Below are 14,632 nucleotides of genomic sequence, written 5' to 3'. Positions count from 1 at the left end.
TCAAACTCTTCGTTGTAATTATGTTTTGTTATTTATTTTTTACTGTAAATAACCTGATCCGATGCTCAATTTAAACTCGTCTAAAAGTTATTGACGTTGACGTTTTTTACTCGTCTCGTACTACTTTGTCTTTTTCAAATATTCAATGATCTCTTTTTTTTGTTGCCCTCGGTTTTATTCCGAAAGCGGATACAAAAGTACAGCACATTTTTTAATCTACCAAATTTTTTAGTAAGAATTTTTCAAAAAAATTTACGCTTGTTTTTTTAATCTTTACTTATTCTATTGTTTTTCAATGCATTAAAGTACGTTTTTTATTTTTGTTTTTTTTGAACTTTTTTTATGCTGTTTTGTTCAGTAAATAGGGAGAGCATCTTTTTCTTATCTTTGACGCCCTCCCTATTCAATTTTTATTTCTTAGAGTTTTATATCTCTTGTGTTAGTTGGTTTATTACCGAATAGACAGGCAATCTATTATATAAAATATTATATACGGCTTCAAGGATTGGCATATTTACGTTGTAGCGTTCGTTTATTTCGTGCATACATTTTGTTCCGTAATATCCTTCGGCTATCATCTCCATCTCTATTTGTGCCGTCTTTACCGAATAGCCTTTTCCTATCATTGTTCCAAAGGTATGGTTTCGACTGAAATGCGAATATCCTGTTACCAGAAGGTCTCCCAAATATACCGATTTGCAGATTTCTCGTTCAGACATAGGTTTTACTGCATCAATAAAACGTTTGACTTCACGTATCGCACTCGACATTAACACTGCCTTAAAGTTATCTCCAAGTTTTAGCCCATGACAGATTCCTGCGGCTACGGCATATACATTTTTAAGCACTGCGGCATATTCTATTCCCACAACGTCGGTTGAGGTTTTTGCTATCAAGAAACGATTGCTTAGGAGTTTTGCTATTGCACCTGCTTTTTCCAAGTTTGAACAACCTACTGTCAGATACGACAATCTTTCTAATGCTACCTCCTCAGCATGGCATGGACCTGCTACTACGGCAAGGTTCTCCTCTTCTACTTTATATACCTCTTTTAGATAGTCGGTTACTATCATATTTTCATCGGGAACTATTCCTTTAATGGCCGATACTATAAACTTACCATTAAGTGATGTCCTCAACTTTTTGAGGTGTGTTTTTATAAAGGGCGACGGGGTTACAAATATCAGTGTGTCTGATTTTTTTATTACCTCGTTTAGGTTGCTGGTAAAGTTTATTCGGTTTATGTCGAATTTTACACTCGACAGATAAACCGGATTACGTCCCAAACGTTTGAAGTCGGCTATACGATCTTTGCGTCGCATATACCAATTTATCTCTTCAACGTTTGTCAGCACCAATTTTGCGATTGCTGTTGCCCACGTTCCGCCTCCGATTATGGCTACTTTGCCTGGTAACTCCATTATATTACTGTTTTGTTATTTACTCTTCTGCTGTCTCTTCTTTCTTTACTCTCTTCTCGGGACGCATTTGAGGGAAGAACAACACCTCTTGTATTGTGGTTTGTCCTGTCATCAGCATTACCAAACGGTCCATTCCTATTCCCATTCCTGATGTGGGAGGCATTCCGTATTCAAGAGCACGTAAGAAGTCGGCATCGATAAACATTGCCTCATCATCACCTTTTTCTGATAATCGCAACTGCTCCTCAAAACGATAGCGTTGATCAATAGGATCGTTCAACTCAGAGTATGCGTTACACAACTCTTTTCCGTTTACCATCAACTCAAAGCGTTCGGTTAACTCAGGATTGCTGCGGTGACGTTTTGTTAGAGGCGACATCTCTATTGGATAGTCGGTTATGAAGGTTGGTTGTATGTAGTTACCTTCGCATTTCTCACCGAATATCTCATCAATAAGTTTTCCTTTTCCCATAGAGGCATCTGTTTCAATGTGTAGTTGTTTACACACTTCACGTAATGCGTCTTCATCCATTCCTGTTATATCCACTCCTGTAAACTCTTTTATTGCCTCAGTCATGGTTACTCGTTTGAATGGTGCTTTGAAACTTATTATGTTGTCTCCTACTTTTACATCGGTTGTTCCGTTTACATCGAGTGCTATTTTTTCAAGCATCTTCTCGGTAAACTCCATCATCCAGTTATAGTCTTTGTATGAGACATATATCTCCATACATGTAAACTCTGGGTTGTGTGTACGGTCCATTCCTTCGTTGCGGAAGTTCTTTGAGAACTCATACACTCCCTCAAAACCTCCCACTATCAAGCGTTTTAGATACAACTCGTTTGCTATACGCAGATACAAAGGTATATCTAATGCATTGTGGTGAGTGATAAAGGGACGTGCGGCTGCTCCTCCGGGTATTGATTGTAATACCGGAGTTTCAACCTCCATATATCCTTGTGCGTTGAAGTACTCACGCATTGAGGTATATACTTTATTACGTTTTACGAATATATCTTTTACTCCTTCGTTTACTACTAAATCGACATAGCGTTGACGGAAACGTTGCTCGGGATCATCAAAGGCATCGTACGCAACACCATCTTTCATTTTTACTATTGGTAATGGACGCAACGATTTTGACAACAATGTTAACGATTGTGCATGTATTGTTATCTCTCCCATTTGTGTACGGAACACGTATCCTGTTATTCCGATAAAGTCGCCTATATCTAATAATTTCTTGAATAGTATGTTATAAAGATCTTTGTTTTCATCGGGGCATATTTCATCGCGTGATACATATACTTGTATTCTGCCTGTTGAGTCTTTCAACTCCATGAACGATGCTTTTCCCATTATACGGCGACTCATAATACGTCCTGCTACCGACACTTGTCTTACAGGAGCATCATCTGAGAAGTTCTCTTTTATCTCTGTTGCGTATCCATCAACTTTATATTCTGCTGCGGGATAGGGTTCTATTCCCATTGCTTTAATTTGCTCGAGCGAATTGCGTCGAACTATCTCCTGCTCACTTAATTCTGATATATCCATTTTTGTATTTTATTTCGTTTTTACAAGGTTTTTGAGTTCGAACAAAGTCGGACTAAACCAATTTTACCCCAAAAGTATAAATTTTATTACAATATTCATATTTATTGAGCAAAAAAGATTGATTTTTGAGCAAATTATTGTTTTCTGAAATGCTCTACTATTATTCTACTGACATTAAAATAGTATCCTTCAGTTATTCCGTTTTCAACCTCTATGAAATCGTACATAGGTTCAACAAAGGTGTAGTCACGAGGGGTAAGGCCAAAACAGTATATTACATCGTAAGGATGAATTGATGATATTACATACCATGCCGACTCAGGAGAGAGTCCATCGCCCGATGATATTATCACTCCTAATAGTTGTCGCAACTTATGTTCCCATATTGCAGCATTCTCACGCTCTCCCTTTTGAGTATAGGCATACGACAACAATTTCATTTGACGTAATTCAAAGGGGTAATCCGACAGTACGGTCATTGCGTTATGTATTATCTTATCCAACTCCTCTGGTGTGTGATTACTTTTACGATACAAGTCTGTTGCCTTCTCTCTGTTGTATTTTACATCGCGATAGGGATCGTAATCCTCTTGATATGAGTAGCCATAATACAGCCTCTCCCACTCGGTGGGGGTTAATGTGGTATCTCCGTCACAAAATCGAGTAAAAAGTTTTGGATAGTAGTAGTGCGATGAGGGATTATTTACATCTTGCTCTATCTCCGCAAAATCAGGAACTGTATATGTATCTCCATCCTCTTGAGCAAACATCGCAAAAGGAAGAAGCAACATTATTAATATATATAGGTGTTTCATCTACTTGGCTATTTTGTGCCAAAGTTAATAATTTTTAGGGGCAGTTCAAAACAAGAAATTGCAATATTAAAGAATCTTTTTGTTTATCAATTACAACTCTCCACCTTTTATCTTTTTATATATTGCCTCGCAAGCATCCTCAAGCAGGTTGAGAACATTCTCAAATCCATCCGCTCCACCATAATAGGGATCTGGAACGCAATCCATCTGGTAATGTTCAAAGAAATCGGCAATACGCAACACCTTGTCACGCCCATCAATGGTGGGTGCTAAACGGCGTAAGTCATCATAGTTTGCATCATCCATAGCAAATATATAGTCAAAGCGATCAAAGTCATCTGCTGTTACTCTACGTGAATGGTGGTCAAAAACATACCCACGTCTTGCTCCATGCGCTCTCATTCGAGGATCAGGCAACGAGCCTGCATGGCCTCCGTATGTTCCAGCCGAATCAATTAAGAAATAATCCTCCTCTCCCGCATCTTTTACTATTTTGTGCATTATTGCATCTGCCGCAGGAGAGCGACATATATTACCTAAACATACAAACAATAACGATTTTTTATTTATTGGGGTTGTACTATTCATTTTGGTTTTGGGTTTATGATATTTTACTTCTGATTATCATGCAAGCTTATTTAGACTCTTTAGTTTTTTAAGCTCTTACTCTTATTCATTAGAACGTTCTTCTCCCATCCAACAAAAAACAAGGATAATGGGAGCAATCCGATCATCGCACTAAAAATTATCCCTTGCCAAGTAGGATTGTTGCTGCACTATTAATAATAGATTTAATAACCCATATTGATAAAACTATTACAGCAACACATGCTACTATCGAAAAAAGAATCATTAATATATCTTTCAATAAGCTTATCAATAAAAAAATAAAACTCCATTCTACTATTAAGAAAAGATTTTATCTATTCTTATTTTTTCTCCTTTTACAAAGGTAAAGTTTTTTGAATAAAAAAGCAACTGTTCAAAACTTGAGCAGTTGCTTTATGAGTTAATTATCGTTACTTAAGTAACTTATTAGTTTTTCTCTACTGGAAGAACTGATACGTATGAGCGATTCTCTTTTTTACGTACAAAAGTTACTTGTCCGTCAATTAGAGCGAAAAGAGTGTGATCTTTTCCCATTCCTACGTTCTCACCTGCGTGATGAACTGTTCCTCTTTGACGTACGATTATATTGCCTGCTTTGGCGAATTGTCCACCAAATACTTTTACTCCAAGTCGTTTGCTTTCTGATTCACGACCGTTCTTTGAACTACCGACACCTTTCTTATGAGCCATCTTCTTATAATTTTAATAGTTAGGCAACAATTTCTTTAATTAACACTTGTGAGAAACATTGACGATGACCGTTACGTTTACGGTATCCTTTTCTGCGTTTCTTTTTGAACACGATTATGCGCTCGCCTTTTAGGTGGTCTAATACCTCGCAAACTACTTTTGCGCCTTCAATAGCTGGTGCGCCAATCTTTACCTCTCCGTCGTTGTCAATCAACAACACTTTCTCAAATTCTACTGCTGAACCTTTGTCTGCGTTCAAGCGGTGAACATACAATTTTTTGCCTGCTTCGGCACGGAATTGTTGTCCTTGAATTTCTACAATTGCGTACATTTAGTTATTATTTTTTTAACTGGTACCTCCGGCAGGTGAACTCCACTCGTTGGGGTTGCTTACCAAACCTGTCGCGGAATAGCGGGTGCAAAGATAATAACTTTATTTTAAACTTGCAAAATTTGTTGTAAAATTAAAAAACTATTTTACCACTTTCAAAACCCGCTCTCCTACTTTTACTACTATAACTCCTGTTGCGTTTGTAGGGATTGTGGTTACACTATCTTCTGCTATTGCGCTTGCCACTACTACTCCACTCGTTGTAAAGAGTGTTATCTCTTCGCCTGCTGTTGTTCCAAAGAGTTTTATTTCTCTATCAATTACTGCAACCTTTATTGTTTGTGCTTCCTCTGTTGAAATAACTCCTGATGCCTCGCTAAAGTTGGCTACATAGTCGGTATGTTCGGTAATGGTTGCCGTATATGGATTCTTATGTGAAACCTCTGCTCCTCCTACTGTCCAATTCAGGAACTCATATCCTTCGGCTGGTGTTGCTGTAAGGGTTACCTCTTCACCTGAATTTACCTTGTTTGCCGAGATTTCAGTTGTTCCTTTTTCTTTGTCTGAAGGGGTTGCTGTTACATATAGATCATACTCTTCTCCTAAATAACCCTCTGTAAATACGAATGGTTTTGATATATATTCATTTGTTCCCTCTGTTATCATTTGCACATCGTACATACATGCTATAAGGTTTTTATTTGATCCAACGCTATAAAGTTTATTAGTTTCAATTTTATTAATTTCAAAATCCCAATATCCGATAAGCGCTTCATCCGTTACATCGTTTTGGTGCTGCATTGCTGCTTTTACTTCATCGGCAGTAATTGCTTTTTTATAGAGGCGAACGTCATCAATTGTTCCGTCTATTGCTGCTCTGGCAAAGGCAGGCCCACCAACCATAATTACATTTGATGATCTCCATGAATACAGGCCATAATACACATCTTCAGAAGCCATCAATTTTCCATTTACATATAGTTCAATTATTCTATTTGCTTTATATCCTAAAACCACCGCAATATGATACCATTTTTGTGGCTCTAACTTAACATAACTTGGAGGGGTAAGAACTTCTCCTGCTGATGAATTTGTTCGACAACTTAAACTTAAATTACCCTCTTTTAATCTATCTCCGTAATCTGTTATACTTCCTTCCTTCGCAATAGTACTCCACATATAACCCCAATCACTTGCAGGCCATCCATCTTCAGGGGTACGTATATTCAATAGTTGAGTACCGCCGTCCTCATGATTAAACTCTTTGAAATATATCCAGAATGTTATTGAGAATGGGGTTTGGTCGTTAAATCCAAGTTGAGAAGCAGGAATACCAAACGCCTTCCCTTGTAACGATGCTCCGTATATCATTTCATCTGATTTTACGAAGTTGGCTATATAGTTTGAGTTTGAGGTTACAAGTGTTGTATATGGGTTCTGAACAGACAACAGCTTACCATTTAGTGTCCAATTTGCAAATCGATACCCATCTTTGGGTGTTGCTGTTATGGTTACGCTATCTCCTTCGGCGACTGATGTTAAAGAGACTGTTGCTGTTCCCTTTGTTTCATCTGTCGATATTGCAGTTACCGAAAAGTTTAATTCATGCAACCCAAATTGTTCATCAAGGTATGCTATACGAGAGGTTACATAATTTCTCAAGAAATCAACCTCTGCCTCATACGAGCCTCGTGCTTCAAGTTCGCGATATACTTTTGTATTTAGTATTTTCCATACATTGAAGTTATTTTGTTGTGATGTTTGCAGATACTCTTCTGTGTTGTTTATATAGTTTATCATAAACTCTTTTACTCCTGCTTTTCGCAACTCTTCCCAACGTGCTTTTACTGCCGATACAAAGCCTGCATCTTGCCACCAACGAGAAATCCACGTTTTGGGTTCGTGTGCATTTGTTCGCATCATAAGGGTTGTTGCATCACCCAAACGATCATCGTTGTTGAAGGCTATATCAAAGTCCCATAGTGGTCCAAATTTAAAGACGTCATCTCGCTCTTTATACATATAGGTACTCCACCATGCGTCTGAGTTTCCGAACAACTCACATGCTATATACCAATCTACCATTGAGGCTTCATCTATGTATTTTCGCCATCCCAACTCTGCATCGGTAAAGTTGGTGCTGAACAGTGCATTCTCCATACTTTGGGTGTAGTTTGAGATATAGGTATATTGGTCTGAGTTTATCTCATCATCTTTGGGGTATTTGATTGTTACCTTCATGCCTTGTGAAGTTTGGAACCATGAGATTTCACTATCGGCAAAGCCGTCAACTTCAATTAGGTATCCGCCTGTTATTTCTGCATCACTCATTGTGGTTGTGGTCTCTTGCTCGGTTACGGGTACTCGTTTAGGTTTAACCTCTACTTGGTCGGTTAGCATATAACTTCCCAAATTCTCTCCATTCAAAACTACATCAACAAATGTTACCGATGGAGTAAAACCAAAGTTCATCATATTTCGTGCGGTCTCTAATGCAAGGGCATTACGCATTAGTGTTTTATCGGCATAGTTGGCTAACAATACCCAGTTTTTCTCTTTGGCTTCGTTACCCAAGAATTTGATTTTTTCATCAAATTTCAAGCGGTAGGGTTTCTTTGCCATTCCCCATGTTGAGTTTCCGCGTCCTTTTATCTCGGTGAGAACCTCTGTTATATTATCCTCTTCATTTTCTGCTCCTCGAACTGTTACGTATGCGTTTACATAATCTTCTTTGCTGGTTACTCCAAATCCGTTTTCGGTGTTGATATATATTGTTGGAACGGTTGTGAGTTGCTTATAGTTGTCGGTAAAGTTGGCAACCAAATCAACATCTTCTGTAATTGCAATCTCGTATGATGTGGAGGTTGATACAACCTCGCCGTTTACTGTCCAATTTACAAATTTGCATCCACCTCCCGGTTTTGCAGTAAACAACACCTCTTGGTCTTCATAAACTCTACCTGTTTGTGTTGCTGTTACCGACCCTTGTTTTGGATTAGCGGAAGAGGCGTTTACTTGAAATATTTTTGAGCGTGTAAAGTTTGCAATATACTCTTTATCACCTTCGGTTACGTCATAGAAGTGTGCATCGGTTGATACAACCTCGCCGTTTACTGTCCAATTTACAAACTTATAAGAGGGATCGGTTGGGGTTGCCACCAATACAAGTGGCTCGGTTTGAGAGGTTACCTCTGTTGTCCCCTCTGTTCCAACATACGCTGTTCCCATTGATGCATCATTTACTGCGGTAGTAATTGTGCGGGGTGCTATATCCACAGGGTACTCATACACCTCAAACTCCCACATATCTAAGCTATAACCAAAATATACCGAAGCTGAAGTAGTTAATATTCTTACATATTTTGCAACAACAGGAACTAACGTGTTTTTAGTAATCAAATATCTTGAACTATGTTGATGATATTTGGCCTCTCCTTTTTTGATGTAAGTTCCCTTAAGATCGTACCAATGCTTATTATCTGTTGATACCTGAATCTTTGCCTCTGAAGGAAGTCCTTCACTTCCGAAATAGAGCCTAATGTTCTCGATTACAGACTCCTTTGCCAATTCAACCGTAACTGTTGATCCTGAAGTTACTCCTTGGTTTATATAGACATTGGTATGATAAAGTCCGTCAATTATTTTTGTGCCATCAACAACTCTACCTGAGCTGCTACTTGATGCCGGAAGTTTTATTTGACAAGATACGAGTTCCAACTTTTTAAGGGGTACTTGAAAGTTTGCAACATACTCAACTTCTGATTGTATAGTTATACTATACTCAGGGTTGATACTAACCACCTTGCCATCTACTGTCCAATTTACAAATTCGTAACCTTCGTTAGGAAAAGCCAAGAGTGTTATCTTTTCACCTTCATATAAATCTCGGTTAATCTCTATTACGCTTCCCATTGCAGGATTGTTTGAGATTATACTAATTCCATATTTTGGGAGCTCCTCAAAGTTTGCAACATAGTGTTTATCTCCTTCGGTTGTATCAACATACGAAGTTTCGGTTGATACTACCTCTCCGTTTAGAGTCCAATTTACAAACCTGCAATTACTATATGATTGCGCTCTTACGGTTACTGCTCCTGTCTGGTTTGTAACCTCGTTAATCTCTATGAGGCCAATAAACGCGTTTCCCAACGAAGGATCGTTTTCAGATACCGAAATTGTTCTTGGGGCAACCTCTTGAGAAAACAATTCTTGGTTGCTTAATAATGACATTAATGACATTAAAGCAAATAGTAATATTCTCTTCATAGCGGTTCTGTTTTTTATGGTTATTATTCTCAATATAGGTGCAATTCTTATTTTCAAATATAGAAACAAACGAGCAAGAAATATCAAGTTTACTTGAATATTTATCATAGCGAGTGCAGACTATATTTGTTGTTTTTGACAAATATATGAAATTATTTTTACAATTCCAATAGCTTTATAATGGGGGGGGGGTAAATAACTGATTTACTGCGCATTATCCTCTTTATTTTTTTAATCAGAGAGAAGAATTAATTCTTCTCTCTACTAATTTCTCATTACTCGTTATTATTCATAATATTTAAACTTTGCAATAACTTATCCGCAAACGGAAACGAGCCATTTTCAAGTAACATCTTCAAATCGATTTGTCCCATTTTAAATAGGTCTAATAAAAATTCGTTTGAGGCTATGCGATATACAGGCGATGATACAGATTCGGTTATGTTTATATCAAACTCCACATTTTTTACTTGCTCTTCATCTACATTGTTGAGTGTTTCAAGATTATCTTCTCCTACTATTTTTTTGTATCGTTCCATATCGTAATATTGCTGTATGGTTTTTACCAGTTTGGTATCACGATCGGTACGGAAACATTTGAAACTCTCAAACAAATCTACAAGATTAAGCGATGAGTTTTGCATCTGCTGCACATATAGTGCGTAAGGTGTTCCCGATGGTGCAGCCTTACCCTGTATTGCCCCATGCACTCCCGAAATGTTTTCGAACATTTTCATTTGAAGTGACAACATATCGTATGCTCCTACGTTTGTTCCATTAACTGTTATCTGTTGCGGAGAGGGTATTCCCGGTCGTGGTCGGTATCTTATTATACCGTTATAACGTGTCCACTCATCGGCTAAATCCTCCACTGTCATTCCATCAGGAAGTGCATCTTCGGGAAAGAGCAATACTCCTTTTGCACTCGATCCCATTATGAAATCAAGCATAGTTATCATTCGGTTTATATAGCGTTGTTGGTCAATTACATCCTCTACCAACGAGTGTACTTCGCCATCTACTAACGGATAGAGTTTAATTGTATAGGGATGCGACTCATGCCAATAGGGAGTTTCGCCCTCATCAAGTATATGCCCAAGTGGTGAAAGGTGACGGAAGTACCATACCTTATCGATAAACCACTCTGTTTTTATCAGTGGCACTTGCTCCTTATCCACGCCTTGCTCTTGTGCCTCTTTTATACGGCGAGAGTTCTCAGCCTCTATCTCCTCTATTGCTGACACCTCTGCTTTATATATTGTTCCATCAAGGGTATCGTGGCAACGCAACATCTCTCTGCTCTCATTATGCCACACCTCTATTACCCTACACATATTGTTCTCTGAGGGGGTATAGAAATCAATATTGTCGGTTGGCTCGTTTGAGAGTGTTGGATAGCGTTGTTCAAAATGAACATCCCTAACATCGCTATATATTTGACGTAGTGCAATGGCTCGTTGTCTGTTACCTTTTGCATAACGCGAGACAAGGTCGGCAATTGGCATATCGTGCAACTCGCCTATTAGATTACAATCTAAATGACGTATGTCATTCATCCGGTTAAAGAATAGACGCGAGGGTGAGATTTGATCAACCCATACATCGGTTTTTCCGTTACGTGTAGCATGAATAATTTTGTGAGCACAACTTCCCGATATCACAAACTCTTCGAGTGTTCTGCCATCTAACTCCCACACTCTATTGTGTTGGTGTACATACTCTACCGCACTACTTAATATCTCGCCTAAGGGTTGTTCGTTTCGGTCACGTGCAACACATATTGGCTGCGTTCGCATTGAGCGGAACTGCCCCACTATATTTTTTACCAACTGACGTATCAGATTGTTTTTAAGTGGTACTTTGCCTTGTTCCTTTAGATACTCCTCTTCGGTTATAGTACGCCCATCGGAGAGGGTTATAGGATCGTTCCACTGACGACCAAAGGTGTAGTTGCGATTTCGTTCTCGGTTTTTGCGATGCTCTTGAAGTTCATCCCAAGCCCTATACGCCATTTGAAGGATCTCTTTATCCTCTTTAAAGGTCACATCTTTGAACCTTTTCTTCTCCGCTTTGTCTGTTTGGGGCAATAGCGTTTGGTTGTTAAAGTGTCGGTAATCGACTCTGTTTCTCTTTTTCATGGTTATATTTTTATTTAGTTTTTTACTTTGCAAATAAACCTTTTATATCTTTTGTCCGGGTGGTAAATTTATACTTTTACACCTACTCTATTCAGATAATTTTACCATTCAATGGCTGACTCCTCTTAATATTTTTGCTTAAAATTTTAATTGTTTATTTTTATGGAAAAGTTATCAAAAGAGATTCCCCTTCTGGGTATCTCAAATAGTAGTGTTGCAGATATTTGCAACGATGGTGAGTGTTGCGATATTGTGAATATGCGTAACGATTGTGGTGTATGGAATGTGTGTGGCAAACCCGAAAAGGTGTTAGATGGTAATAGTGAAGGGAGAATTTGTAAATATATTCACTGTAACAACAACTATGCTCATCTTATTTCGTATGACGGAAGCACCGTTAGGTGGGAGGCTAATATTGTGAATAACCAAAGTGTGAAGGTTGGAGAGATTATTGCAGAGATTAAAAATGTATCTTCGTTTGAGAGTGTTGGTAATATTCTTATTTTGGTTTGCGAAGGAGGTAATCAGTTTTCGGTTTTTGGCGATAATAGATACTCTCATATTGGAACAATTGAATCACCTACCCTATCGTTTAATCTTGAACTTTCGCATGTGGCTAAAACTATTGCAGACCCTGCCAATCTACCCCACAAGCACACTGAAAGTATAAATAAAGAGAAGAACTATACCTTTATTGCTGAGAGGTTTTACAAACAAGTTATTGCGATAAAAGAGAACAACGGTACATTAAATTCTCCCTTTTTGGTAAGGTATGCTCTAAAGCTTTATGATGGGTCTTATATTAAACCATCTGCTCCTATCCTTATGATGCCAACCGATGATATCAGGAAAGGTTATACTAACACTATCAAAATATTAAAGAACGAAAATGATAAATACTCAATTAACTACATAGGGACCAATTACAAGTGCTACAATCTATTTTTTAATGCTTACGAGATTCCTTCGGCAAAGTGGGACAATATTATCAGCAGTGTTGATATTTTTATATCCAGACCTATATCTGTTGCCTCTGAGAATTTTGATTTGGTTAGTTATAAAAATGAACATCAAGGAGAAAGCGAGGAGGAAATTTTTGTTGATATTGAATACCCCACTCTTTCAGATATTGAGTTTAGGGAGAAGATTAACGACGAGACTCTTTTTTATAAAATTGCTTCATTTAAATTAGAGGAGCTTAGGAATAGTGATACCTTTAAGGAGAAACTTTATATCCCTTATAAGTTTGAGAATTTGCCTTCGCAAGACTCCCTCCCCATAGACAACTATTCGCACTACGATATTTTTGGCAATGTGTCGCTCCTTTATAACTCGAGACTACACTTTGGGAATGTTCGCAGATACTTACCTAAGGTGTTTAATCTCTCAAATTTTATTGTATCGCAAAACGAGTTTAACAAAAAGATTTCGGAGTGCAGTTTCAGCGGTGCAGTGAGTTGCCACATAAAAGTCAGCATCAATGACGATAGCGGAATAAAATATGTTGAGATGGATTTGCCTATTCATAAAGAGGGATATATGTCTCCCTACATTTCATATCCCGACAGCAGAGCCTATTCAATGGAGATATGGATTAAATATAGCGATGGAACAATACGTTATAAGTTATTCCCTTTAAAAAGTTCAAAGGTTGAGAATATGGCATATTATATCAGTTCGCAATTTAACGGCATTGAACTTGATGAGTATAATGGCGACATTCCCTCACTAAAGCAAAGGGATTACGACTCGTTCCCAAACCTTTTGAGGGTTTCAAATCACGAAAATCCTTTCTACTTTCCTCAGGAGTTGAGTTATAGTGTATCTAACGGAGAGATACTGAATATTTCAGCTGTTACCGCCGAATTGTCGCAAGGCAGATATGGTGAGTTTCCTCTATATATTTTTACTTCGGATGGTATTTGGACTCTGCAACAGGGTTCCGAAGAGGTTGTTTATCAGACACTGCTCCCTGTTAGCAGAGATATTGCTATCTCAAATAAAGGTATTGCCAGCACCGATAACGCTATTGTATTTTTAGCAGACAAAGGATTGATGCTCCTATCAGGTAGCAGTGTAACGCAACTCTCATCGTTTGGTCTGGAGCGTTCCGATATTATCGCACCAATAGAGGTTGAGGGTAATGAGGTTACTATTAAATCGGATCAGACGTGTGTTGACAATTTTAAGGAGTATATAAAAAACTCTCATATCAAGTTTAATTATAGCAACAACGAACTTCTGTTTTTAAATAGTGGTAAAGAGTATCTTTACTCTTTCTCATTAAATGGCACAGGCTGGAGTAGAATAGAGTTTACAAACACTCCTTTGCTCTTATTCTTAAATATATATCCCGACCTCTATGTTTGTGACTCAACAGGTAGTTTATATAATCTCTCAAGAGAGATAATGAATGAAAGTTTACCTTTCATTGTAACCACTCGGGCAATTAAGGGGATTGATAATTTTAGGTTTAAACAACTTAAAGAGGTTTTTATTAAAGGTGAATTGGATTTTATTGAAGATAGCGTTTATGTCACTATTCTTGGCTCTAATTTACCCGACAGGGATTTTTTACCAATAGCGAGTTACTCGTTAAAGAACTCTTTTGTTGATGGAGTAAGAATACCTGTATTTTCTCCTGCATATAAATATTTTAGGGTATCGGTTTATGGTAACGGAAAGAGCGGAATGAATATTAATGGTATTATTCTTATGTTCACTATTAAATACGGGATGAAAGCAAGATAAGGGATAATTTATCTACTCAAAAATTGTTAATGAATCGAAAAAAACTACTACCT

At 37.8% G+C, this 14,632-nt stretch carries 8 protein-coding genes and 1 pseudogene; 1 reads left to right on the top strand and 8 read right to left on the bottom strand.

Annotated features, from left to right (window positions below; translation table 11 throughout):
• Positions 1-425 precede the first annotated feature (425 nt).
• The 8 genes and pseudogenes from IKK64_02185 to IKK64_02150 all read right to left on the bottom strand — a co-directional run bounded on the left by IKK64_02185 (position 426) and on the right by IKK64_02150 (position 11,828).
• Positions 426-1,421 (bottom strand): NAD(P)H-dependent glycerol-3-phosphate dehydrogenase, encoded by a 996-nt coding sequence (locus IKK64_02185; protein MBR4118870.1) that lies wholly within the window; start codon positions 1,419-1,421, stop codon positions 426-428.
• A gap of 37 nt (positions 1,422-1,458) precedes the next feature.
• Positions 1,459-2,979: pseudogene (gene lysS / locus IKK64_02180) on the bottom strand (lysine--tRNA ligase).
• A gap of 134 nt (positions 2,980-3,113) precedes the next feature.
• Complete coding sequence (locus IKK64_02175) at positions 3,114-3,794, bottom strand: DUF4919 domain-containing protein (protein MBR4118869.1); 681 nt, start codon at positions 3,792-3,794, stop codon at positions 3,114-3,116.
• A 90-nt stretch (positions 3,795-3,884) separates the two neighbouring features.
• On the bottom strand, positions 3,885-4,382 hold the full coding sequence (locus IKK64_02170; GenBank protein MBR4118868.1) for a low molecular weight phosphotyrosine protein phosphatase: 498 nt from the start codon (positions 4,380-4,382) through the stop codon (positions 3,885-3,887).
• Between the two features lie 447 nt (positions 4,383-4,829).
• Positions 4,830-5,093: a 50S ribosomal protein L27 gene (rpmA, locus tag IKK64_02165; GenBank protein ID MBR4118867.1), complete on the bottom strand. Its 264-nt coding sequence runs from the start codon at positions 5,091-5,093 to the stop codon at positions 4,830-4,832.
• Between the two features lie 19 nt (positions 5,094-5,112).
• Positions 5,113-5,424: a 50S ribosomal protein L21 gene (gene rplU / locus IKK64_02160; protein ID MBR4118866.1), complete on the bottom strand. Its 312-nt coding sequence runs from the start codon at positions 5,422-5,424 to the stop codon at positions 5,113-5,115.
• A 141-nt stretch (positions 5,425-5,565) separates the two neighbouring features.
• A complete protein-coding gene (locus IKK64_02155; GenBank protein ID MBR4118865.1) occupies positions 5,566-9,690 on the bottom strand; it encodes a CotH kinase family protein in 4,125 nt (1,374 codons plus the stop codon).
• Between the two features lie 275 nt (positions 9,691-9,965).
• Positions 9,966-11,828, bottom strand: a complete 1,863-nt coding sequence (locus tag IKK64_02150) for a hypothetical protein (protein ID MBR4118864.1) — start codon at positions 11,826-11,828, stop codon at positions 9,966-9,968.
• Between the two features lie 162 nt (positions 11,829-11,990).
• Between IKK64_02150 and IKK64_02145 the strand changes: the two genes are divergently transcribed.
• Positions 11,991-14,579, top strand: coding sequence for a hypothetical protein (locus IKK64_02145; protein MBR4118863.1), 2,589 nt, complete (start codon positions 11,991-11,993; stop codon positions 14,577-14,579).
• The last annotated feature ends 53 nt before the right edge of the window (positions 14,580-14,632 follow it).

It is taken from the genome of Bacteroidales bacterium, assembly GCA_017521245.1.
Taxonomy (GTDB): Bacteria; Bacteroidota; Bacteroidia; order Bacteroidales; family G3-4614; genus Caccoplasma_A.
Note: the sequence above shows the minus strand (reverse complement) of the source record. Positions and strands in the feature narration are given on the sequence as shown.